Raw genomic sequence first — 22,889 nt, 5'->3', positions numbered from 1 at the left:
ATAATCAAACCCTACACGAGGGCGCGCCACCACGTTTGATCCGTGCCGCAAGCAAGACGTGTCGAAAAATGACGGCACTTTTGAAATCCATTTCCAAAAATACAGCATCCATGCGGCCTACCGTTTGATTTGTGATTTGTGATTCCGGCCCCGGCACATCGTCGGCGCTACGCGACATGCCGCAGCGGGCATAAGCAAAGGCCCATTCCATCCATCCACTGCGGCAACGGAACATGCAGAACAACGACATCATCGACGTCGTGCCGCGAGAGGCGGCGCGGCGGCCCGCCGCATACCGCAAGCGCGCCTCCACCGGGGTCTTCCTGGCCCGCCACCTGGCGCTGCTGGCGCTCGTCCTGCCCCTCAACCCGTTCCTGCTGCGCGACGGCCACCCCCAGGCCCTGCAATGGACGCTGGGCATGCTGCTGGCGTGCACCGCGGCGGGCGGCGTGGCGGCGCTGCTGTTCGCGCCGGTGCGGGGCCGTGCATGGCGGCCGGCGCTGGCGGGCACGGCCTGGGCCGTCGCGCTGGCCAGCCTGGCCGTGGCATGGGCGGACACGCCGTCGTTCATGCAGGCCGGACGGTGGGCGCGCGCGGCGCTCGACGGCGCCGCGCCCGCATCCACGCGCTCCGCGCCCCTGCCCACCCTGCCCACACTACCAATGGCGCGGTCCACGGCGGGCGACGTGGACCTGGTGGGGCCGACCCTCGCGGCGGCCGAGAAGATCGTGCGCGAATACCCCTACCTGGCCACGGCCCAGGGCCACGACGCCATGCGGTTGATCATCGCCGAGCGCGATGCCCGCATCGCCCAGGGCGTGCGGCCCGACGTGGCGCTGCTGGAGGCGGCGCGGCAGGTCGCGCCGCAGCACGCGCCGCTCAAGTAGCCGCAGCCGGTGCCGGCCCGCGCAGCGCCGCCTCGGCGGCCTGCCCCAGCGCCAGGATGCGCCGGTCGGCTCCGCCGGCCGCCGCCAGCATCAGCCCCACGGGCGCCGTGCCCGGCGCATGGCAGGGCAGCGAGAGCGCGCAGCCGTCGAGGAAGTTGATGAAGGTCGGGTTGCGCAGCATCAGGCCGTTGGCGGCGAAGTACGCGGCCTCGTCGCGCGCCAGCAGGTCGATGGCCGGCGCCACGCAGGGCACGGTGGGCATCAGCAGCGCGTCGAAGCCCGCGATGCGCGCCTCCACCGCCGCAATCCAACGCCGCCGCGCGTCCAGCAGGTCGATGAAATCCGCCGCGCCCATGCGCGCGCCCAGCTCGATGCGCGACACCACGCGCGGGTCGTATGCGTCCCGCGCGGTGGCGATGTGGCCGCGGTGCCAGGCCCAGGCCTCGGCGGCGGTGAAGCTGCCGCGCGTGTTGATCTGCGCCAGCTCTGCGAACTCCGGCAGCGCGATGCGCTCCACGCGCGCGCCCGCGGCCCGCAGCGCGGCGCAGGCGGCGTCGAACGCCTGGGCCACGGCGGCGTCCAGGCCGTCGAGCGCCACGCCCTCGGGCACGGCCAGGCGCGCGCGGCCCAGCGGCGCGGCGCCGCGCACGTCCACGGGCTCGCCGGCCAGCACTGCGTCCACGATGGCGCAGCAGCGCACGCTGGCGGCCAGCGGGCCGATGGAGTCGAGCGTGGTGGAGAGCGGCAGCGCGCCCCGCAGCGGCACGCGGCGCGCCGTGGGCTTGAAGCCCGCCAGGCCGCAGAGCGCGGACGGGATGCGCACCGAGCCGCCGGTGTCGGAGCCCACCGCCGCCACGGCCATGCCGTCGGTGACGGATACCGCCGCGCCCGACGACGAGCCGCCGGGGATGCGCCCGCCCGCGCCGCCCTCGCGGCCCCAGGGGTTGCGCGGCGTGCCGTAGTGCGGGTTGAGGCCCAGGCCCGAGTAGGCGAACTCGGTCATGTTGGTGCGCCCCACGATCACCGCGCCCGCGGCGACCAGCCGGTCCACCACCGCGGCGTTGCGGCGGGCGGGCGCCGCGTCGCGCAGCAGCGCCGAGCCCGCGGGCGTGGGCTGGCCCGCCACGTCGAACAGGTCCTTGATGGAGACGGGCAGCCCTTCGAGCGGCGAGCGCACGATGCCCGCGCCGCGCAGCAGGTCGGACGCGCGCGCGCTGGCCAGGGCGCGCGCGGCGTCGATGCGGGTGAAGACGCGCGCGCCTTCGCCCGCCGGGTCGTGGGCGCGGGCCAGCGCGGCCTCGGTCAGCGCAAGCGATGTGGCGCGGCCCGCGGCGAGTTCGGCGGCCAGGTGTTCGATGGTAGGGAGCATGGAGCGGATGCGGTGAAGCGCGAAGGCAGGCAGCGTATCACTGCGCGGCCCGCGCCGCCTGCGCCAGCCAGGCGCCGAACGCGGCGAGCACGGGCGTCTCTTCCTGCGCCGGGGTGACCAGGTAGTAGTTGCGCTCGCCGCGCAGCGGGCGCTCGCAGGCGGCCACCAGCTCGCCGCGCGCCACCTCGGCCTCGATGAGCAGCGGCGGAATCAGCGCCACGCCCATGCCGCAGGCCGCCGCCTGCGCGAGCATGGAGAACAGCTCGTAGCGCGGCCCGTCCATGGCCTTCGGCGCCTGCGCCGGGGCCACGCCCATGGCGTCGAACCACTGGCGCCAGACGTAGGGGCGCGTGCTCTGCTGCAGCAGCGGCATGGGCGCCAGCGCGGCGGGCTCCACCGCGCGCCCTTGCGGCAGCAGCGCGGGGCTGCAGACGGGCAGCACGTCTTCCTGCAGCAGTTGCACTGCGCGCGTGCCGGGCCAGTTGGCCACCTGCTCGGGCGTGCCGGCGTACAGGGCGGCGTCGAATTCCGCGTCGGTGAACAGGAAGGGGCGGGTGCGCGTCTCGATGTGCACCGTGATGTCCGGGTGGCGCGCGGCCAGTTGCGGCAGGCGCGGGATGAGCCAGCGCGTGGCGAAGGTGGGCACTGCCGCCAGCGCCAGCGCGCCGCCCTGGCCCTGGCGGGCCATCACGTCGAGCGTGTCGCGCTCCAGCCCCTGCAGCCGGCGCGCCACCTGCCGCCAGTAGCCCGCGCCGCTGGGCGTGAGCACCACGCCGTGGCGTGTGCGGCGAAACAGCGCCACGCCCAGGAAGGACTCCAGTGCGTTGATCTGGCGCGAGACGGCGCTCTGCGTGAGCGCCAGCTCCTGCGCGGCGCGGGTGTAGCTTTCGTGCCGGGCGGCGGCCTCGAAGCAGGCCAGGGCCTGGGTGGAGGGGATTTTGCGGTGCATATATTCCACAATAGCATGACTTCGTGCAAAAACCTCGTTTGCCAAACGCGCCGCCACCGCAGTATTATTGCGGCAACCACGCTTTCGGGGGCGCTGGAACGCATTCACGTCATATTCCATTTCATTCTTTCTTCCTGCCAGCCTGCCAGCCTGCCAGCCTGCCAGCCAGCCAGCCAGCCAGTCAGCCTTCCTTCCTTCCTTCCTTCCTTCCTTCCTTCCTTCCTTCCTCGCTACGGAGACACGCCATGGCCCATGCCGCCTTCCATTGGGACGACCCTTTGCTGCTCGACCAGCAGCTCACCGACGACGAGCGCGCCATCCGCGATGCCGCCAGCGCCTACTGCCAGGGCAAGCTCGCGCCGCGCGTGCTGGAGCAGTTCCGCCACGAAACCACCGACGTGTCCATCTTCCGCGAGATGGGCGAGGTGGGCCTGCTGGGCCCCACCATCCCCGAGCAGTACGGCGGCCCGGGCCTGAACTACGTGGCCTACGGCCTGATTGCGCGCGAGGTGGAGCGCGTGGATTCGGGCTACCGCTCCATGGCCAGCGTGCAAAGCTCGCTGGTGATGGTGCCCATCCATGAATTCGGCACCGAGGCGCAGAAGCAGAAGTACCTGCCCAAGCTCGCCAGCGGCGAGTGGATCGGCTGCTTCGGCCTGACCGAGCCCGACCACGGCTCCGACCCCGGCAGCATGGCCACGCGCGCCCGCAAGGTGGACGGCGGCTACAAGCTCCAGGGCAGCAAGATGTGGATCACCAACTCCCCGATAGCCGACGTGTTCGTGGTCTGGGCCAAGGAGGTGGACGCCGCCGGCAACGTCGGCCCCATCCGCGGCTTCGTGCTGGAGAAGGGCTGCAAGGGCCTGACCGCGCCGGCCATCCATGGCAAGGTGGGCCTGCGCGCCAGCATCACCGGCGAGATCGTGATGGACGACGTGTTCGTGCCCGAGGAAAACGCCTTCCCCGAGGTGCGCGGCCTGAAAGGCCCGTTCACCTGCCTGAACAGCGCGCGCTACGGCATCGCCTGGGGCGCCATGGGCGCGGCGGAGTTCTGCTGGCACACGGCGCGCCAGTACACGCTGGAGCGCAAGCAGTTCGGCCGCCCGCTGGCGGCCAACCAGCTCATCCAGAAGAAGCTGGCCGACATGCAGACCGAGATCGCGCTGGGCCTGCAGGCCGCGCTGCGCTTCGGCCGCATGAAGGACGAAGGCATCGCATCCGTGGAGGGCACCTCGCTCATCAAGCGCAACAACTGCGGCAAGGCGCTGGACATCGCCCGCCTGGCGCGCGACATGCTGGGCGGCAACGGCATCAGCGACGCGTTCGGCGTGGCGCGGCACCTGGTGAACCTGGAGGTGGTGAACACCTACGAAGGCACGCACGACGTGCATGCCCTGATCCTCGGGCGCGCCCAGACCGGCATCGCGGCGTTCGGGAACTGAAGTGAAACACTCCCCCAGGCTCGCCCACTGCGTGTGGCCGCCAACCCCCTCGCCGGGGGCGATGCCAGCGGCCCGGCAAAGCCGGTTGCGCGGTATCCCTGGCATCGGGCTGCGCCAGCTCGGATGGCGCGGTGGGCTGAACTTTTCAGCCCAGGTTCAGTGCTCGCCGTGCGCGAGCCGGCTCGCCAGCGTCACCACCGCGATGCCCGCCACCAGCCATGCGACCTGCACCGCCGTCTGGCGCGCGGGCAGGCGCTTTTGCAACTGCGGGATCAGGTCGGCCAGCGCCACGTAGACGAAGCTGCTCGATGCCACCGTCAGGAAGTACGGCAGCAGCCCGTGCAGCCGCCCCACCAGCCCCCAGCCCGCCAGCCCGCCGAGCGCGGTGGCCGCGCCCGCGAGCGACACTTTCACCAGCGCGGCGCGGCGGCTGACCCCCGCGTGGCCCGCCATGACCACCAGGTCGCCCATGTGGTGCGGCACTTCGTGCGTCAGCACCGCCAGCGCCGTGATGGTGCCCAGCCGCAGGTCGGCCATGAAGGCCGAGGCGATCAGGATGCCGTCGCCGAAACAGTGCACGCTGTCGCCCGTCAGCAGCGTCCAGCCACCGGGGCCGCGCGCCGCGTGGCGGTGCCCGTGGCCGTCATCGCCATGCGCGTGGTCATGCTCCGCGTCGCCGTGCGCGTGCTCGTGCCCGTGGTGCCACAGCTCGGCCTTGTCGAGCAGGAAGAAGAACACCACGCCCACCAGCAGCACGGCGAACAGGTCGTGCGGCTCCACGCCACTCTCGAACGCCTCGGGCAGCAGGTGCATGAAGGCCGTGGCGAGCAAGGCGCCCGCGGCCAGGCTCAGCAGGTGGCGCGGCGCGGCGGCATCGCCGGCATGCACGCCCAGGCGCAGCAACAGGGCCGCCACCCAGACGCTGCCGATGCCCGCGGCCAGCGTGGCCACGATGATTGCTACCAGATTCATAGCTACTACCTATTCATTCACGGGCGCTACAGCCCATTTTCATGGTTGAACACAGGCCCCGTGCTTGCTGCTTCATCGACCGCGCGGCGGCGGGTCATGCCGCCACGCCGTTGGCCTTGAACCAGGCCAGCATGCGCTGCCAGCCGTCTTCCGCCGCTTCCTTGCGGTAGCTGGGCCGGTAGTCGGCATGGAAGGCGTGGCCTGCCTGCGCGTACACCTCGAACTGCGAAGCCCGGGCGGCGGCGCTGCCTGCGGCCAGGGCCTTCTTCATCGTATCAACCGTGTCAAGCGGTATGCCGCCGTCCGCGCCGCCGTACAGGCCCAGAACGGGCGCCCTGAGCTGCGCGGCCACGTCCACGGGCTGCCGGGGCGTGAGCGCGCTGGCCTGGCCCACCAGCCGCCCGTACCAGGCCACGCCGGCCTTCACCGGCCCCTGCGCCGCGTACAGCCAGACGATGCGCCCGCCCCAGCAGAAGCCGGTGATGGCCGCGCGCTGCATATCGCCGCCATGCGCGCCGGCCCAGGCCAGGGCGCCGTCGAGGTCGGCCAGCACCTGCGCGTCGGGCACCTTGGACACCAGCTCGGACATGAGCTTGCCGATTTCCGTGTACTGGGAAGCATCGCCCTGGCGCGCGTACAACTCGGGCGCGATGGCCAGGTAGCCCTGGTGCGCCAGGCGGCGGCAGATGTCCTTGACGTACTCGTGCACGCCGAAGATTTCCTGCACCACCAGCACCACGGGCAGGGCGGTCTTGCCCGCGGGCGCGGCGCGGTAGGCCGGCACCTGGAAGCCGGCCACCTCGTAGTGCACGGCACCCGCCGTCAAGCCCTCCGCAGGCGTGGCGATGGCCGTCTGCGCCATCAGCGGCCCCGCAGCCACCGTGTAGCCCGCCGCGCCCAGCGCGGTCTGCAGCAGGGCGCGCCGGCTCGCGCCCGCCCCGGTGGCGTGGCCGGGCAGCAGTGCATCGAATTCCTTGCGCAGGTCGTCTCGCAGCATGTGTGTTCTCCTTGTGTGAAGAGGTGCCAGGGGCGGGGTGGGCCCAAGTCTACGCCGCGCGCATCCGTGCCGGCCCCCTGCCGGCCCGCCGGCCCGCCGGGCAGGGGCGAGCGTGTACGCAGTCAATCAGTATTGCAAAACAGTCGGTTTTGTTACATTGTTGCGATCCATGCCGGGCCACCCATACGAAGCCTTCCCCCGCGCCTGACAGCGCCATCCATCCATGCAGCATCGACGCAACGAGGACAACCTGTACTGGCTCGTGCTGCTGGTCATGGGCGCCCTGGTGGCGGGCATCACGGCGCTCGCGCTGCGCGCCGGCCAGCCCGGCGGCACGCCGCTGGCGCTGTGGGCGGGCGTTGCCAGCCTGGTGGGCCTGCTGGCGGCGGTGCTGGTGCAGTGGCGCCTGATCCGCAGCCTCGACGACGCGCGGCGCCACGCACGCGAGGCCGAGCGCGCCGCCACCCAGGCGCGCGCGCAGCTCGACGCGGCGCTCGACATCCTGCCCGACGCCCTCTCGTTCTACGACGCCGACGACCGCATGGTGCTGTGCAACGCGCGCTACCGCGAGCTGTACCCCGAGAGCGCGCACCTCATGGTGCCCGGCACGCGGTTCGAGGACATCGTCCGCCACGCGGCGCAGGCCGGCACCATGGTCGAGGCGCAGGGCCACATCGACGACTGGGTGCGCCAGCGCGTGGCCATGCACCTGCGCGAGCAATCGCACCTGCTGCAGGAAACCGCCGGCGACCGCTGGATGCGCGTGATCGAGCGCCGCACGCCCGACGGCGGCATCGTCGGCCTGCGCACCGACATGACCGAATACGTGCGCAAGGAGCGCCAACTGGCCCACGCCAACGAGAAGCTCGCGCTGCTCTCCACCACCGACGGCCTGACCGGCATCGGCAACCGGCGCCGCTTCGACCAGCGCCTGGCCGTCGAATGGCTGCGCAGCGCGCGCCAGCGCGCGCCGCTGGCGCTGCTGCTGGTGGACATCGACCACTTCAAGCTCTACAACGACCACTACGGCCACCTGGGCGGCGACGAATGCCTGCGCCGCGTGGCCCTGCTGCTGGCCGCCAGCGTGCGCCGCGCCGACGAACTGGTGGCGCGCTACGGCGGCGAGGAATTCGTATTGCTGCTGCCCGACTGCGATGCCGAGAGCGCCCACTACGTCGCGCAGGCCTGCATGGAGGCGCTGCGCCAGGCGGCGGTGCCGCATGCGCGCTCGCCCAGCGCGTCGCGCCTCACGCTGAGCATCGGGCTGGTCAGCATGGTGCCCGACCCGGCGCAGTCGCCCGACACGCTGGTGCACGCGGCCGATGCCGCGCTGTACAAGGCCAAGAGTTCGGGCCGCGACCGCTGCGCGGGGTTTTCCTGATGGACGACGGCGCGCGCATCGAGCGCCTGCTGGGCCGCCGCCCCCTCGCCCTGCAGCCGCTGCAAGGCGCCGGCGCCAGCCGCGCCCTGTGCGCGCGGTTCGCCAGCGGCGATCGCGTCATGGCCAAGCGCGCCCGCCCCGGCCAGCCGCCGCGGCTGGAGGCGCGCATGCTGGCCGACCTGCGCGCCGCCGGCCTGCCGGTGCCGGACATACTGGCCGTGGACGACGGCATGCTGGTGCTCGCATGGTTCGACCACGACCCCGCCGGCCTGCCCGCCGCGGCCCAGCGCGCCGCCGGGCGCGCATTGGCGCAACTGCACGGCGCGCCCTGCGGCGATGGCAGTGGCCACGGCTACGACACCACGCTGGGCGGCCTGCCCCAGCCCAACCCGGCCACGCCGCGCTGGCGCGACTTCTTCCGCGACCAGCGGCTGCTGCTGCGCGCCGACGGCGCGCTGGCCGCGGGCCGGCTGCCGCCGGCGCTGCGCCGCCGCATCGATGGCGTGGCCGCGCGCCTGGACGAATGGATCGACGAGCCCGCCGCGCCCAGCCTGCTGCACGGCGACCTGTGGGGCGGCCACATGCTGGGCCGCGCCGACGGCGCGGTGGCGTTCATCAACCCCGCCATCCACCGCGGCCACGCCGAGGCCGACCTGGCCATGGCCACCCTGTTCGGCAGCGTGGACATGGGCTTCCTCGACGCCTACCAGGAAGCGCGCCCGCTGCGCCCGGGCTTCTTCACCGTGCGGCGCAACGTCTACAACCTGGTGCCGCTGCTGGCGCTGGTGGAGCGGACCGGCGCGGCCTACGTGCCGGCGGTGGAGCAGGCGCTGGAGCTGCTGGGGTGCTGAACACGGGTGTCGTGTTCAACCTGGAAACGGCAGTTGGATGCGCCTGCCGGTGCCGTGATCGGGGTGCCAGGCAAGACCGGGCGACGCGGCGGGCTACTGCCCGCAAGGAGGAGCAACGCCGCATGGCGCGCCGAGCGCGGTGCTGGCAGGTGCATAGCGCTCTCACCTATGAGGTGAACGCCATCGAAGCCGGCAACGCTTGATTTCATGCGGCTTGTCAAGGGATACAAAGCGGTCAACTGCCGTTTCTAGGTTCAATGCGCCTGCTCCCAGTTGGGCCCCACGCCCACCTCGGCCACCAGCGGCACCTTGAGCTGCGCCACGCCGGCCATGAGGCGCGGGATCTCGCTGCGCACCCAGCCGGTCTCGGCCTCGGGCAGCTCGAACACGAGTTCGTCGTGTACCTGCATGATCATGAGGATGCCGGGCTTGCCGGCGTCTAGCGCCTGCTGCACGGCGACCATGCTTTTCTTGATCAGGTCCGCCGCCGTGCCCTGCATGGGCGCGTTGATGGCCGCGCGCTCCGCCGCGCCCCGGCGCGGGCCGTTGGGCGAGTTGATCTCGGGCAGGTAGAGTCGGCGGCCGAACACGGTTTCGACGTAGCCTTGCTCCTTGGCGCTGGCGCGCGTCTCGTCCATGTAGCGCTTGACGCCCGCGAAGCGCTGGAAGTAGCGCTCGATGTAGGCGGCGGCGGCCTTGTTCTCGATGCCGAGGTTCTTCGCCAGGCCGAAGCTGCTCATGCCGTAGATCAGGCCGAAGTTGATGACCTTGGCGTAGCGCCGCTGCTCGGGCGTGACCTGGTCCACCGTCGTGCCGAACACCTCTGCCGCCGTGGCGCGGTGCACGTCCAGCCCGTCGTGGAAGGCGCGCAGCAGCGCCTCGTCGCCGCTGATGTGGGCCATGATGCGCAGCTCGATCTGGCTGTAGTCGGCGCTGGCGATCACGCGGCCCGGCGGCGCGATGAATGCCTCGCGCACCTTGCGGCCTTCGGGCGTGCGGATGGGGATGTTCTGCAGGTTCGGGTCGTTGCTGGCCAGCCGCCCCGTCACCGCCACCGCCTGCGCGTAGTGCGTGTGTACGCGGCCCGTGCGCGGCAGCGCCATCTGCGCGAGCTTGTCGGTGTAGGTGCCCTTCAATTTGGACAGGCCGCGGTGCTCCAGTATCTTGGCCGGCAGCGGGTAGTCGGCGGCCAGCCGCTCCAACACCTCCTCGTCGGTGCTGGGCGCGCCGCTGGGGGTCTTCTTGACCACCGGCAGTTCGAGCTTCTTGAAGAAGATCTCGCCGATCTGCTTGGGGCTGCCGAGGTTGAACGGCTGGCCCGCGAGCGCGTGGGCCTCCTGCTCCAGTTGCAGGATGCGCTGGCCCAGCGCGTGGCTCTGGCTGCTGAGCGTGGGGCCGTCGATGAGCACGCCGTTGCGCTCGATGCGGTAGAGCACCTCGCTGGTCTGCATCTCCAGCGCGTAGATGGCGGCCAGCCCGGGCTGGGCCTGCAGGCGCGGCCAGAGCGTGCGGTGCACGTCGAGGGCCTGGTCGGCGTCTTCGCACGAATACTTGGCGGCCTTGTCGATCGACACCTGGGCGAAGGGGATCTGGTTCACGCCCTTGCCGCACAGGTCCTCGTAGTGGATGCCGCTGCGGCCCAGGTGGCGCTCGGCCAGGCTGGCCAGGCCGTGGGGCTTGTGCACCTCCAGCACGTAGCTCTGCAGCATGGTGTCGTGGGCGTAGCCCCGCACTTCGATGCCGTGGTTGGCGAACACGTGGCGGTCGTACTTGACGTGCTGGCCGAGCTTCTTTTTCGCGCCGTCTTCGAGCCAGGGTTTCAGCCGCGCCAGCACCTCGTCGCGCGGCAGTTGCGCGGGCGCGTCGGGGTAGGCGTGGGCCACGGGAATGTAGGCCGCCGCGCCGGGCTCGACCGACAGGCTGATGCCGACGATCTCGGCGCGCATGTCGTCGAGCGAGGTGGTCTCGGTATCGACCGCCGTCAATTCGGCGGCGGCGATGCGCGCAAGCCAGATGTCGAACGCCTCCCAGGTCAGCACGGTTTCGTAGCGCAGGTTGCCGACCTGCCGCGCCGCCACGGCGGCGGGTTCGTCGAACAGCTCCGGCGCGGGGCCGGCGCCGGGCTGGTGCTGCTGGCGCGCCACGGCGTCTTCCAGCAGCTCGGGCGGCACGGCCTGCGCGTCGAGCGCGCGGGCCAGGCTCTTGAAACCGTACTTTTCATAAAAAACCCGCAGAGCGCCCGTATCCTGTGCGCCAGCAGCTATCGAATCAAGAGCAGGCAGGCCCGCCACGTGCTCCGCGAGATCGCAGTCGGTGCGGATGGTGACGAGGCTGCGGCCCGTGGGCAGCCAGCCGCGCGCGGCGCGCAGGTTCTCGCCGGCCACACCCTTGATGGCGTCGGCCCGCGCCAGCAGCGCGTCGAGCGAGCCGTATTCCTGCAGCCACTTGGCGGCGGTCTTGGGGCCGACCTTGGGCACGCCGGGCACGTTGTCCACCGGGTCGCCCACCAGGGTCTGGAAGTCCACCATCAGCGCGGGCGGCACGCCGAACTCGGCCTCGACGCCGGCCACGTCGCGCTTCTTGCCGCTCATGGTGTCGATGATGGTGATGTGGGCGTCGACGAGCTGGCTCAGGTCCTTGTCGCCGCTGGAGACGATCACCTCCACGCCCTGCCGCGCCGCCGCCACGGCCAGGGTGCCGATCACGTCGTCGGCCTCCACGCCCGGCACGGCCAGCACCGGCCAGCCGAGCAGGCGCACCACTTCATGGATGGGCGCAATCTGGCTGCGCAGGTCATCGGGCATGGGTGCCCGCTGGGCCTTGTATTCGGGGTAGATGTCGTCGCGGAAGGTCTTGCCGGACGCGTCGAACACGCAGGCGGCGTAGTCGGCGCGCACCTCGCGGCGCAGCGCCTGCAGCATGTTGATGATGCCGCGTATCGCGCCCGTGGCCGGGCTCGCCGGGTCGCCGGGCACGGCGCGCAGGTCGGGCATGGCATGGTAGGCGCGGTAGAGGTAGCTGGAGCCGTCCACCAGCACCAGGGTCTTGGGCGCCGCCGCTCCCGCAGGGGCGGCCTGCTGCGCAACTGCTGTAGGAGCCGCCTGCGGCGCACCGGAGTGTTCTTCTTGCATGCGTGCGATTGTGCATTGCCTACAATGGCCTCCATGCGCCCCGTACTCCTGCTTTCCCCCGCCCTGCTGCTGGCCTTGGCCTGTGCCCAGGCCGCCGTGGCCCAGACCACGGATGCCGCAGCCGACGACCGCCGCGGCGAGCAGCGCATCGAGCGCGTCCATATCGAGGACGCCGGCAGCAGCGTCGACGAGCTCCGCTACGGCGGCCAGACCGAAAGCATCACGGTGCAGCCCAAGAACAATGCCCCTGAATACGAAGTGCAGCCGCAGCAAGGCGCGCGCAGCAGCCCGACGCGCCGCGAAGGCGATGAAACCAGCACGGGCGGCACCGGCCCGCGGGTGTGGAAGGTCTTCAAGTTCTGACGTTTTCCTCAAGCCCGCTCCGCTTTCCATGGCCGTTTTCACCGAAGTCTCTTTCGACGAGGCGCGCGAACTGCTGCGCCATTTGCGTCTGGGCGAACTGCAGGAGCTGCGCGGCATCGAGGGCGGCATCGAGAACACCAACTACTTCGCCACCACCGACCACGGCGCCTACGTGCTGACGCTGTTCGAGCGCCTGAGCGCCGCACAGCTACCCTTTTACCTGTACCTGATGAAGCACCTGGCGCAGGCCGGCATTCCCGTGCCCGACCCGCATGGCGACCCGGCCAGCGGCGACCTGCTGCAGACCGTGGCCGGCAAGCCCGCCGCCGTGGTGGATCGCCTGCGCGGCAGGAGCGAGCTGGCCCCCAGCCCCGCGCAATGCGCCGCGGTGGGCGCGATGCTGGCGCGCATGCACCTGGCGGGCCGCGGCTACGAGCGCAGCCAGCCCAACCTGCGCGGCCTGGCCTGGTGGAACGAAACCGTGCCCGTGGTGTTGCCCCATGTCGATGCGGCCCAGGCCGCGCTGCTCAGGAGCGAGCTGGCCTACCAGAACCACGTGGCCGCATCGCCCGCCTACGCGGCGCTGCCGCGCGGGCCCATCCACGCTGACCTGTTCCGCGACAACGCGATGTTCGAGGACGGCGTGCTCACGGGCTTCTTCGACTTCTACTTCGCGGGCGTGGACACCTGGCTGTTCGACATCGCCGTGTGCCTGAACGACTGGTGCGTGCACCTGCCCGACGGCAGCCACGACGCCGGGCGCACCGCCGCTTTCCTGCAGGGCTACGCGCAGGAGCGCGCGCCGACCGCCGCCGAGCGCCGCCTGCTGCCCGCCCTGCTGCGCGCAGGCGCGCTGCGGTTCTGGATTTCGCGGCTGTGGGACTATCACTTGCCGCGCGAGGCGTCGATACTCAAGCCGCACGACCCCACGCACTTCGAGCGCGTGCTGCGCCAGCGCATCACCCATCCCGTACACCTGCCATGAAGCTCAACATCGTCCCTGCCCGCACGGGCGCCACATGGGTGCGGCAGGGCATCCGCACGTTCTGGCGGCAGCCGCTGGCGTTGTCGGGCACGTTCTTCCTGTGCATGGCGGCGGTCTCCGTCGCTGCCATGCTGCCGCTGCTGGGCACCGCGCTGGCGCTGGGCCTGCTGCCCATGGCCACGCTGCTGATGATGGTGGCATCAGCCCAGGCCATGCACGGCAAGGCGCCCACCATCGCGCTGCTGGCGCAGACATTGCGCCATGGCCAGGAGCGCGCGCCGTCGATGGCGGCACTGGGCCTGTGCTATGCGGCGGGCTTCCTGCTGATCGTGGGCGTCTCGGCGCTGATCGACGGCGGCGACTTCGCCCGCCTGTACCTCGAAGGCGGGCGCATCACGCCCGAGCTGGCGGGCAGCGCGCGCTTCCAGGCCGCCATGTGGTGCACCATGCTGCTGTCGCTGCCGCTTTCGCTGCTGTTCTGGCACGCGCCTGCGCTGGTGCACTGGCACCATGTGCCGGCCATCAAGAGCCTGTTCTTCAGCCTCGTGGCCTGCATGCGCAACATGGGTGCGTTCACGGTCTACGGGCTGGTGTGGTTCGGCGTGTTCCTGGGCGGCGGGCTGCTGGCCAGCCTGGTGACGGCGCTGGTCATCGTGCTGCTGGGCATGGGCGCGGGCGACTCGCAGGCCGCCATCGCCTTCGGCGGCGCGGTGATGCTCGGCACCGCGCTGGTGATGGCCGCCATGTTCTTCACCTCCGTGGTGTTCACCTTCCGCGACTGCTTCCAGCCCCCCGAGAAAGCCGCAGGCACCACCCACGATGACGCAGCACCTCCTTGCGAGCCGCGCTGAGGACGAAGTCCTCTGGTTGCGCCGCCGCGGCTTTCTGCGGGCCGCCGCCGGCTGGGCCGCGCTGGGCGGCGCCGCCACGGTGCAGGCGCAGCAGCGCGGCAATATCGTGGAGCTGCGCGGCGACGCGCTGCTCAACGGCGCGCGCCTGCTGGGCGACCAGGTGGTGCAGACCGGCGACATGGTGGAGACGGGGCCCGGGGCGCACCTGGTGTTCGTGATCGGCAATGCCTCCTTCCTCGTGCGGCAGAACTCGCGCCTGGCGGTGGAACGCGGCAGCTCGCTCAACGCCGTGAGCCTGCTGCGGCTGGTGACCGGCGCGGTGGCCAGCGTGTGGGGGCGCGGCATGCGGCACACCATCGCCATGCCCACGCTGACGGCGGGCATCCGCGGCACGGGCGTGTATGCCGAGGTGTTCGCCGACCAGGACAACCGCAGCTACTTCTGCAACTGCTACGGCACGGTGGACATGGTGGCCGGCATCGAGCGCGTGGAGAGCGTGGCCGAGTACCACCAGGCGTTCTGGGGCGAGCCCACCCCGCGCGGCGGCATGTGGCTCACGCCGGCCAGAGCGATCAACCACACCGACGAGGAGATCGAGGCCCTGGCCGCGCTGCTGGACCAGCGCACGGCCTGGCAAATCCTGGGCCGCAAGGGCGTGAAGGACGGCTACGGCTACATGGACGAGCATCCGGGTCGCGCCCACCCGGCGGCGATGCGGCACGAGCCTGGGCGCTGAGGTCTGCTGCCTTCATAGCAAAAAATGGCTCCAGCGCTTATGGATAAAGCGCCTACAGCTATCAAAAGAAGAGCGATCAGCCTGCGGCGCGGTACCAGGCCACGCCCTGCGCATCCTGCTCCACCATGGCCTCGTCGCGCGCCACGAGGTAGTTCAAATGGGCGATGCTTTCGCCCGTGGCCAGCCCGAGCAGGTGGGCGTCGTTGCCGATGGGCCGGCTGAACAGCGCGCCGAACACGTCGATGGCGCGGCGGGGCTGCTCGCTCAGCGCGGCGCGCAGGCGGTCGAGCGCCGCATGCTGGCTCTGCGCCAGGCCCGCGAGCCGCGCATGCAGGCCGCGGAACGGCTCGTTGTGCGCGGGCAGCACGAGCACGTCGTCGGGCACCTCGCGCCGCAGCTTGTCGAGCGAGGCCAGCCATTCGCCGAGCGGGTCGGCGTCGGGCTCGGTCGGGAACACCGAGACGTTCGACGAAATGCGCGGCAGCACCTGGTCACCCGAGATGAAGAGCCGCAGTTCCGGGCAGTAAAAGCACGCATGCTCGGGCGAATGGCCGCGGCCCACCACCACGCGCCAAGTGTGGCCGCCGATTTGCAGCACCTCGCCGTCGTGCAGGCGGCGGAAGCTCTCGGGCAGCGCATGGATGAGCTTGCCGAAGCGACCGAAACGCTGGCGGTAGCCCTCCAGCGCTTCGGCGTCCCAGCCGACGCGGCGGTAGAAGGCCACGCCCTCCTCGGGTGCCTGGCGCCCGGTATCGGCCGCCAGCACGCGGCAGTTGAGGTATTCGAGCCGCGTCATCCAGAGCCGGCCGGAGAACTGCTGCACCAGCGCGCCCGCCATGCCGACGTGGTCGGGATGCATGTGGGTGACGAAGACCCGCGCCGCCCTCGCCTGCGCCAGCGCGCCGCCCTCGCCCCAGAGATCGCGCCAGGCCGCCTCCACTTCCGGCGTATGGGTGCCGGTGTCGAACACGGCCCAGTCCTGCGCGCCGCCACGCTCGCCATCGCGCACGGCATAGACGTTGATGTGGTCGAGCGCGAACGGCAGCGGCATGCGCAGCCACAGCACGCCGGGCGCCACTTCGCGCGCCTGCCCCGGTGCGGGCGGCTCGCCGCAGGGATAGTCGAGTCGGGGTTTGGCGTGGGGCGTGGCTACCAGGGTGTCGTCGCTCATGGGGATCGCCGGGCAGGCGTTAGGCAGATGCGGAAGCACCAAGGATAGCGGTTATCGCCCGCCCATGCTGTCACGCGGGATGCAGCGCGTCCTCGCCGCCGCGCACAAGCGCGTCGATCTGCTGGTCCTTGTCCTCCCAAATTTGCGCAAGCCAGCGGTGAAAGCGGGTGCGGAACGCCTGGTCGCCCTCGTAGTCGCCACCGCACAGCGCCGCGTCGATGGGCAGCGCGCGCACGCGCAGCACGATGCGCGGCACGCGCCCGCACAGGAACTGCCAGAACGTGGGCGCACCCGCGGGGTAGACGATGGTGGCGTCCACCAGCGCCTCGAAGCGCGACCCCAGCACGCCGAACGCCAGGGCCAGCGCGCCGGCCTTGGGCTTGAGCAGGTGGCGGTAGGGCGACGCCTGTGCCGCATGCTTGGCCGGCGTGAAGCGCGTGCCCTCGGCGAAGTTCATCACGCTGGTGGGCACGCGTGCGAACTTGGCGCAGGCGCGGCGCGTGGTGGCGCGATCCTCGTCGCGCAGCATGGGGTTGCGGCGCAGGGCTGCGCGCGAATGGCGCTTCATGAACGGAAAATCGAGCGCCCACCAGACCAGCCCGATCACCGGCACGTAGAGCAGTTGCTGCTTGAGGAAGAACTTGAGCAGGGGAATGTGGCCGTCGAGCGCCCGCTGCAGCACGAAGATGTCCGCCCATGACTGGTGGTTGCAGTTCACCAGGTACCAGCAGCCGGGCCGCAGTCCCTGCATGTCCCACACGGTGGGCTGCATGAGCCGCATCCAGGCCCCGTTGCAGCGCACCCAGCGTGCGGCCAGGGCGTTGAGCAGCGGGTCGACGTGCCCGCAGCCGTCGGGCGGCAGCGCCAGCTTGAGCAGCGCCGGCGGGAACAGCAGTGCGCACCAGAACAAGGTATTGGCCACCAGCAGCAGGAGCGCGATGGCGCCGCGCACGGCCGGCGGCAGGAAGCGGAGCATAGGCACGAGTCGGGAAGGCCGAACAGGCCACCGATTCTGCGCATGGCATGCGCGCGCGCCCTGTGCCAGATCAGGAAAGCGGCGCGGAAGTCCACGCGCCGCCAGGCAGCCACCTCAGTAGTGCGGCGGAAGTTCGTCGCGCAGGCTGCGCGGATGCCGGGCACTCAGAACGTGTTTGCGCTCTCAGCGGCGCAGCAATTGCCGCAGCGGCAGCCCCAGCGCCCGCAGCACCGCGAAGTACAGCAGCGCCGCGCCCGCGACCACCACCGCCAGCGTGCCCGCGCGCCGCAGCGCCTGGCCGCGCAGCCCCACCCAGTCGATGCCGTGCGCGGCCCAGGCCAGGGCCGCGGCCAGCAGCGCCGTCGCCACGGCCACCTGCAGCGCGAACGCGCCCCAGCCCGGCGCGGGCCGGTAGCTGCCGCGCCGCAGCAGGCCCACGAGCAGGCAACCCGCGTTCAGCAGCGCGCCCAGGCCGATGGACAGCGCCAGCCCCGCGTGCCGCAGCCAGGGCACGAGCGCCAGGTTGAAAAGCTGGGTGGCCGCCAGCACGAAGATGGCGATGCGCACCGGCGTGCGGATGTCCTGGCGCGCGTAGAAGCCCGGCGCCAGCACCTTGATGGCCACCAGCCCCAGCAGCCCCGCGCCGTAGCCCGTCAGGGCCAGCGTGGTCTGCTGCACGTCGCGCGCGCTGAACGCGCCGTAGTGGTACAGCGTGGCCACCAGCGGCTGGGCGAACACCAGCAGCGCCGCCGCGCTGGGCACGGCCAGCAGCACCACCAGGCGCAGGCCCCAGTCCAGCATGTCGGAATAGCGCGCGTCGTCGCGCGCGGCGCGCGCCGCCGCGAGCTGCGGCATCAGCACCACGCCCAGCGCCACGCCGAGCAGCGCGGTGGGGAACTCCATCAGCCGGTCGGCATAACCCAGCCAGCTCACGCTGCCGGGCTCCAGGTGCGAGGCGATCTGCGTGTTGATGATGAGCGATATCTGCGCCACGCCCACGCCCAGCAGCGCCGCGCCCATGAGCGCCACGATGCGGTGCACCGTAGGGTCGCCCCAGGCCTCGCGCAGCGCGGCCCCGGTCATGCCGATGCGCGGCAGCAGGCCCAGCCGCAGCAGCGCCGGCACCTGCACCGCGAGCTGCATCACGCCGCCCAGCATCACGCCTGCGGCCATGGCGTAGATGGGCGGGACGCCGCGCGCGGCCAGCATGGGCGCGCCCCACCAGGCGGCGGCGATCATCGCCGCGTTGAGCAGTACCGGCGTGGCCGCGGGAACAGCGAAGCGCCTCCAGGTGTTGAGGATGCCCGCGGCCAGCGCCACCAGCGACATGAAGCCGATGTACGGGAACATCCAGCGCGTCATGACCACCGCCGCAGCGAAGCCCTGCGGCGCCTGCTGCAGCCCGCTGGCCATGGCCCATACCAGCAGCGGCGCGGCGGCCACGCCGACTATGCAGGTGGCCAGCAGCGTCCAGGCCAGCACGGTGGCCACGCGGTCGATCAGCAGCCGGGTGGCGGCCTCGCCGCTGCGCTCCTTGCTGGCCGCGAGCATGGGCACGAAGGCTTGGCTGAAGGCGCCCTCGGCGAACAGGCGGCGAAACAGGTTGGGGATGCGGAACGCGACGTTGAAGGCGTCGGTCATGGCGCTGGCGCCAAAAACCGAGGCCATCAGCAGCTCGCGCGCCAGGCCGGTGATGCGCGAGGCGAGCGTCAGCAGCGAGACGGTGGATGCGGCTTTGAACAGGGACACGGGGCGCAGTGTAGCCGCCCACCCGCCCCGGGCCGGGCATGCCGGGGCGCCGCAGCTATAATGGAAGGCTTTGCTGGCATCATCCCCAAACACCAAGGAACCTACACATGGCATCTACCAAGCCGAAGAAAAAGAACCCGCGCCTCGCGTCGGGCCGCAAGCGCGTCCGCCAGGACGTGAAGCTCAACGCAGCCAACACCTCGCTGCGCTCCAAGTACCGCACTGCGGTGAAGAACGTCGAGAAGGCCGTTGCCACCGGCGACAAGGCCAAGGCCACCGAAGCCTTCGCCAAGGCCCAGAGCGTGGTGGACACCATCGCCGACAAGGGCATCTTCCACAAGAACAAGGCCGCGCGCGACAAGAGCCGCCTGGCCTCCAAGGTGAAGGCGCTGGCCCTGGCCGCCGCCTGACCGCCACGCACCACACCACAGCCCGGAGCGGGCCTGAGCGCCTGCCCCGCCGTTTGCAACGGGTGCGCTGCCAGCAAAGCAAGAAACCGCCACGGCGCCAAGCCCTGGCGGTTTTTTGTTGGGGTCCGCGCGCCGGCGGGGGAAGAAAAAAGGACTCAGCCCTTGGGCGCCGCCGCGTCGGGCAGCAGGCAGGCTTCGGCGACCTGCAGGTTGTTGTCGCGGGCGAAATTCATGACGAAATCCCACGCCATGGGCTCGTGCACGCGCAGGTCGGGGTGCACGATGACGCACTTGACGCCATGCACGGTGGTGGGAATGCACCAGGGCGAATAGCTCAGGTGGCTGCCAGGCCGGGCTCCGCCGGGGCGGAAAGCACTCATCACGCCGGCCAGGCGTTCGGCCCAGTCGCTGGGGCGGAAGGTCTTTCCGTCGCAGGTAAGGCCCTGGATGAATACTTCTTTGGCGGAGTTGGAAACCATCGGGTGCGTGATTGTGAGCGCCGCCGCGCAGGGGGGGGGATCGCCCCATGTTGCGCCGCAGCAGCGCGATTTTACCAGTCTTATATAAGACCGGGGAAAGAAAACCGGTCGCATCGCAGTGATGCGCATTCGTCAAAAAACGCCCCGGGGGATGTGCCTAAAATCGCCGTTCAGCAGCCCGCGTGCCATGCTGAACCCGAGCCCAGGCGGTTTTTTACGCCTGGGCAACCGCACACCGCATCTGGTTTTTTGGAGAGTTCCGCATGAGCGCTTTCATCGAAGCCGTCTCGCCCCACGTCATGAACACCTATGGCCGCGTGCCGATCGCGCTGTCGCACGGCCAGGGCGTATGGGTGTGGGACGTGAACGGCAAACAGTACCTCGACGGCCTGGGCGGCATCGCCGTCAACACGCTGGGCCACAACCACCCGAAGCTCGTGCCCGCGCTGCAGGAGCAGATCGCCAAGCTCATCCACACCTCCAACTACTACCACGTGCCAGGCCAGGAACAACTGGCGGCCAGACTGGTGGAAATCTCGGGCCTTGCCAGCGCGTTCTTCTGCAACAGCGGGCTGGAGGCCAACGAAGCCGCGATCAAGCTCGCGCGCAAGTACGGCCACGACAAGGGCGTCGCCCGACCCGAGATCGTGGTGTACGAGCACGCCTTCCATGGCCGCTCCATCGCCACCCTGTCGGCCACCGGCAACCCCAAGATCCAGCAGGGCTTCGAGCCGCTGGTCGATGGCTTCGTGCGCGTGCCGCTCAACGACATCGCCGCGCTGAAGCACAAGACCGAGGGCAACCCCAACATCGTCGCCGTGCTGCTGGAGACCATCCAGGGTGAAGGCGGCATCCACCCCATGCGCGCGGACTACCTGCGCGAGGTGCGCGCCCTGTGCGACGAACGCGGCTGGCTGCTGCTGGCCGACGAGGTGCAGTGCGGCATAGGCCGCACCGGCAAGTGGTTCGCCTACCAGTGGGCCGGCATCCTGCCCGACGCGATGTCGCTGGCCAAGGGCCTGGGCTCGGGCGTGCCCATCGGCGCGCTGGTGGCGGGCCCCAGGGCCGCCAGCGTGCTGCAGCCGGGCAACCACGGCAGCACCTTCGGCGGCAACCCGCTGGCCATGCGCGCCGGCGTGGAAACGCTGCGCATCATGGAAGAAGACCGGCTGCTGGACAGCGCCGCGCGCGTGGGCGCGCACCTGCAGGCCGCGCTGCGCCATGCGTTCGAGGGCGTGGCCGGCGTGCGCGAGGTGCGCGGCCAGGGCCTGATGATCGGCGTGGAGCTGGCGCGGCCCTGCGGCGTGCTGATACAGCGCGCCGCCGAACAGGCCGGCCTGCTGATCTCGGTCACGGCCGACAACGTGGTGCGCCTGCTGCCGGCGCTCATCCTCACCGAAGCCGAGGCCGACGAGATCGTGGCCCGCCTGGCGCCGCTGGTCAAAGCCTTCCTGGCCGAACCCGCCGCCTGACCTTCCGCCCCCACCATTGCCGCGCATCATGACCTCCGCACCGATCCGCCACTACCTCCAGTTCAACGACTTCAGCGCCGACGAATACGCCTACCTGTTCGAGCGCGCGGCGGTCATCAAGCGCAAATTCAAGGCCTACGAGAAGTACCACCCGCTGGCCGACCGCACGCTGGCCATGATCTTCGAGAAGGCCAGCACCCGCACGCGCGTGAGCTTCGAGGCCGGCATGTACCAGTTGGGCGGCAGCGTGGTGCACCTGACCACGGGCGACAGCCAACTGGGCCGCGCCGAGCCCATCGACGACAGCGCCAAGGTCATCAGCCGCATGGTGGACCTGGTGATGATCCGCACCTACGAGCAGGAGAAGATCGAGCGCTTCGCCGCCAACTCGCGCGTGCCCGTCATCAACGGACTGACCAACGAATTCCACCCCTGCCAGATCGTGGCCGACATCTTCACCTACATCGAGCACCGCGGCAGCATCCAGGGCAAGACCGTGGCCTGGGTGGGCGACGGCAACAACATGGCCAACACCTGGCTGCAGGCCGCCGAGATCCTGGGCTTTACCGTGCACGTGAGCACGCCCAGCGGCTACGAGGTGGACCAGGCCGTGGCCGGCGTGCGTTCGTCCGAGAGCTACAAGGTCTTCCAGGACCCGATGCAGGCCTGCGCCGGCGCCGACCTGGTGACCACCGACGTGTGGACCAGCATGGGCTACGAGGCCGAGAACGAGGCGCGCAAGGCGGCCTTCGCCGACTGGTGCGTCGATACCGAGATGATGAAGGCCGCCCGGCCCGACGCGCTGTTCATGCACTGCCTGCCCGCGCACCGCGGCGAGGAGGTGGAGGCCGACGTGATCGACGGCCCGCAGTCGGTGGTGTGGGACGAGGCGGAGAACCGGATGCATGCGCAGAAGGCGCTCATGGAATACCTGCTGTTGGGGCGGGTGGGGTGAGCGGGCGTCCGGAAAACTCGATCGTTTTCACCAGGAAACAGGAGATCCGATGAACAGCCGGCCCCGGCAGATCTGGAAGGCGCTCATTGCGAGCGGGGCCAGCACGCTGCTGATCGCTTGCGCGATGCCGCCTGCTGCGCAACCCGGCGAATGGGCGCCGAAGCAGCCCAATCCGAACGCACCCTATCCGGCCGAATCGCGTGCAAACGGGGAGCAAGGGACAGTGCTGCTGCGCGTACGAACCACGCCGGATGGCCGATCGGCGGCCATAGAGATCAAGCAGTCGAGCGGCTATGCACGGCTTGACCGCTCGGCTGTTGAAACGGTCTGGAAGTGGCAATTCAAACCGACAGCCGACGATGGCACCGTGGTCTGGCGGGAAGTGCCGATTCGCTTTCTCATCGCGTCGCCGCCTCCGGGACCGGCTACCGACTAGGAGGGCGATTTCTCGTTTCGCTGCCTGATGTATATGGAGTTGAATCCTTCCCTCGCTGCGTATGCACACCACAGTTCTTGATGAGCGTGGCCTGTGTCAGCGGCGGGGTATCTGGCAAGGTTTCTTCCCGGCCACAAGCGGCACTCGACGGCCTTGCGGCAAAGCGGTCACTCACACATAAAAGGGTACAAGGAGACATGGGAAAAAACCTGAATCCGTGACCACCCCATAACGAATCCGCACCTCATTGGATTTTCTGAATTTCGTCGCCCGGATTGCCTGCATGCATGCGTCCAAGACCCTGCGCTGGCCGTCATGGCGGGCATG

The 22,889-nt window shown here is 70.4% G+C and carries 21 protein-coding genes; 12 read left to right on the top strand and 9 right to left on the bottom strand.

What is annotated here, in order from left to right:
* The first annotated feature begins 233 nt into the window (after positions 1 to 233).
* A complete protein-coding gene (locus PY257_RS07470; RefSeq protein WP_275740517.1) occupies positions 234 to 887 on the top strand; it encodes a hypothetical protein in 654 nt (217 codons plus the stop codon).
* Here PY257_RS07470 and PY257_RS07465 read toward each other — a convergent pair.
* Positions 880 to 2,256, bottom strand: a complete 1,377-nt coding sequence (locus PY257_RS07465; protein WP_275740515.1) for an amidase — start codon at positions 2,254 to 2,256, stop codon at positions 880 to 882. The two genes, PY257_RS07470 and PY257_RS07465, sit on opposite strands and share 8 nt — an antisense overlap.
* 37 nt (positions 2,257 to 2,293) lie before the next feature.
* A complete protein-coding gene (locus PY257_RS07460; protein ID WP_275740513.1) occupies positions 2,294 to 3,205 on the bottom strand; it encodes a LysR substrate-binding domain-containing protein in 912 nt (303 codons plus the stop codon).
* A gap of 245 nt (positions 3,206 to 3,450) precedes the next feature.
* On the opposite strand from PY257_RS07460, the gene PY257_RS07455 reads away from it, so the two are divergent.
* Entirely contained in the window at positions 3,451 to 4,647 is a 1,197-nt protein-coding gene (locus PY257_RS07455) for an acyl-CoA dehydrogenase (RefSeq protein ID WP_275740511.1), read from the top strand.
* Between the two features lie 156 nt (positions 4,648 to 4,803).
* Here PY257_RS07455 and PY257_RS07450 read toward each other — a convergent pair whose 3' ends face one another.
* On the bottom strand, positions 4,804 to 5,619 hold the full coding sequence (locus tag PY257_RS07450) for a ZIP family metal transporter (RefSeq protein WP_275740509.1): 816 nt from the start codon (positions 5,617 to 5,619) through the stop codon (positions 4,804 to 4,806).
* Between the two features lie 94 nt (positions 5,620 to 5,713).
* Positions 5,714 to 6,616 (bottom strand): dienelactone hydrolase family protein, encoded by a 903-nt coding sequence (locus tag PY257_RS07445; RefSeq protein ID WP_275740507.1) that lies wholly within the window; start codon positions 6,614 to 6,616, stop codon positions 5,714 to 5,716.
* Between the two features lie 223 nt (positions 6,617 to 6,839).
* Here PY257_RS07445 and PY257_RS07440 point away from each other — a divergent pair, with 223 nt between their 5' ends.
* Together PY257_RS07440 and PY257_RS07435 are read left to right on the top strand one after the other, a co-directional pair.
* Positions 6,840 to 7,997, top strand: coding sequence for a GGDEF domain-containing protein (locus PY257_RS07440; protein WP_275740504.1), 1,158 nt, complete (start codon positions 6,840 to 6,842; stop codon positions 7,995 to 7,997).
* A complete protein-coding gene (locus PY257_RS07435; RefSeq protein WP_275740502.1) occupies positions 7,997 to 8,848 on the top strand; it encodes a fructosamine kinase family protein in 852 nt (283 codons plus the stop codon). The genes PY257_RS07440 and PY257_RS07435 overlap by 1 nt, the downstream gene beginning before the upstream one ends.
* A 254-nt stretch (positions 8,849 to 9,102) precedes the next feature.
* Here PY257_RS07435 and polA read toward each other — a convergent pair whose 3' ends face one another.
* Positions 9,103 to 11,979 carry a DNA polymerase I gene (gene polA / locus PY257_RS07430; protein WP_275740500.1) on the bottom strand — a complete coding sequence of 959 codons (2,877 nt, stop codon included), beginning with the start codon at positions 11,977 to 11,979 and terminating at the stop codon, positions 9,103 to 9,105.
* 33 nt (positions 11,980 to 12,012) lie between these two features.
* Here polA and PY257_RS07425 point away from each other — a divergent pair, with 33 nt between their 5' ends.
* From PY257_RS07425 to PY257_RS07410, 4 genes are read left to right on the top strand one after another with little or no spacing between them, the layout of a single operon-like run.
* Positions 12,013 to 12,342, top strand: a complete 330-nt coding sequence (locus PY257_RS07425; protein ID WP_275740498.1) for a hypothetical protein — start codon at positions 12,013 to 12,015, stop codon at positions 12,340 to 12,342.
* A 28-nt stretch (positions 12,343 to 12,370) separates the two neighbouring features.
* Positions 12,371 to 13,327: a homoserine kinase gene (locus PY257_RS07420; RefSeq protein WP_275740496.1), complete on the top strand. Its 957-nt coding sequence runs from the start codon at positions 12,371 to 12,373 to the stop codon at positions 13,325 to 13,327.
* The gene (locus PY257_RS07415) at positions 13,324 to 14,178 is read left to right on the top strand and encodes a BPSS1780 family membrane protein (protein WP_275740495.1); all 855 of its coding nucleotides are present in this window, start codon (positions 13,324 to 13,326) and stop codon (positions 14,176 to 14,178) included. Before PY257_RS07420 ends, PY257_RS07415 begins: the two co-directional genes overlap by 4 nt.
* Positions 14,147 to 14,914 carry a FecR family protein gene (locus PY257_RS07410; protein WP_275740493.1) on the top strand — a complete coding sequence of 256 codons (768 nt, stop codon included), beginning with the start codon at positions 14,147 to 14,149 and terminating at the stop codon, positions 14,912 to 14,914. Before PY257_RS07415 ends, PY257_RS07410 begins: the two co-directional genes overlap by 32 nt.
* Before the next feature lie 76 nt (positions 14,915 to 14,990).
* Here PY257_RS07410 and PY257_RS07405 read toward each other — a convergent pair whose 3' ends face one another.
* The 3 genes from PY257_RS07405 to murJ all read right to left on the bottom strand — a co-directional run bounded on the left by PY257_RS07405 (position 14,991) and on the right by murJ (position 18,810).
* Positions 14,991 to 16,085, bottom strand: a complete 1,095-nt coding sequence (locus PY257_RS07405) for an MBL fold metallo-hydrolase (protein WP_275740491.1) — start codon at positions 16,083 to 16,085, stop codon at positions 14,991 to 14,993.
* 70 nt (positions 16,086 to 16,155) lie between these two features.
* Complete coding sequence (locus PY257_RS07400) at positions 16,156 to 17,061, bottom strand: acyltransferase (RefSeq protein WP_275740489.1); 906 nt, start codon at positions 17,059 to 17,061, stop codon at positions 16,156 to 16,158.
* Between the two features lie 183 nt (positions 17,062 to 17,244).
* Entirely contained in the window at positions 17,245 to 18,810 is a 1,566-nt protein-coding gene (gene murJ, locus PY257_RS07395) for a murein biosynthesis integral membrane protein MurJ (protein WP_275740487.1), read from the bottom strand.
* Between the two features lie 107 nt (positions 18,811 to 18,917).
* On the opposite strand from murJ, the gene rpsT reads away from it, so the two are divergent.
* Positions 18,918 to 19,220, top strand: coding sequence for a 30S ribosomal protein S20 (gene rpsT, locus PY257_RS07390; protein ID WP_275740485.1), 303 nt, complete (start codon positions 18,918 to 18,920; stop codon positions 19,218 to 19,220).
* A gap of 155 nt (positions 19,221 to 19,375) precedes the next feature.
* On the opposite strand, the gene PY257_RS07385 is transcribed toward rpsT, so the two are convergent.
* Positions 19,376 to 19,699, bottom strand: coding sequence for a DUF3579 domain-containing protein (locus PY257_RS07385; protein ID WP_275740483.1), 324 nt, complete (start codon positions 19,697 to 19,699; stop codon positions 19,376 to 19,378).
* A 263-nt stretch (positions 19,700 to 19,962) separates the two neighbouring features.
* Between PY257_RS07385 and PY257_RS07380 the strand changes: the two genes are divergently transcribed.
* The 3 genes from PY257_RS07380 to PY257_RS07370 are packed head-to-tail and all read left to right on the top strand — an operon-like array spanning position 19,963 to position 22,562.
* The gene (locus PY257_RS07380) at positions 19,963 to 21,171 is read left to right on the top strand and encodes an aspartate aminotransferase family protein (RefSeq protein ID WP_275740481.1); all 1,209 of its coding nucleotides are present in this window, start codon (positions 19,963 to 19,965) and stop codon (positions 21,169 to 21,171) included.
* Between the two features lie 28 nt (positions 21,172 to 21,199).
* Positions 21,200 to 22,126, top strand: coding sequence for an ornithine carbamoyltransferase (gene argF / locus PY257_RS07375; RefSeq protein ID WP_275740479.1), 927 nt, complete (start codon positions 21,200 to 21,202; stop codon positions 22,124 to 22,126).
* Between the two features lie 49 nt (positions 22,127 to 22,175).
* Positions 22,176 to 22,562 (top strand): energy transducer TonB, encoded by a 387-nt coding sequence (locus PY257_RS07370; RefSeq protein ID WP_275740477.1) that lies wholly within the window; start codon positions 22,176 to 22,178, stop codon positions 22,560 to 22,562.
* Positions 22,563 to 22,889: the final 327 nt, after the last annotated feature.

Source organism: Curvibacter soli, assembly GCF_029211125.1.
Lineage (GTDB): Bacteria > Pseudomonadota > Gammaproteobacteria > Burkholderiales > Burkholderiaceae_C > Curvibacter_A > Curvibacter_A soli.
Note: the sequence above shows the minus strand (reverse complement) of the source record. Positions and strands in the feature narration are given on the sequence as shown.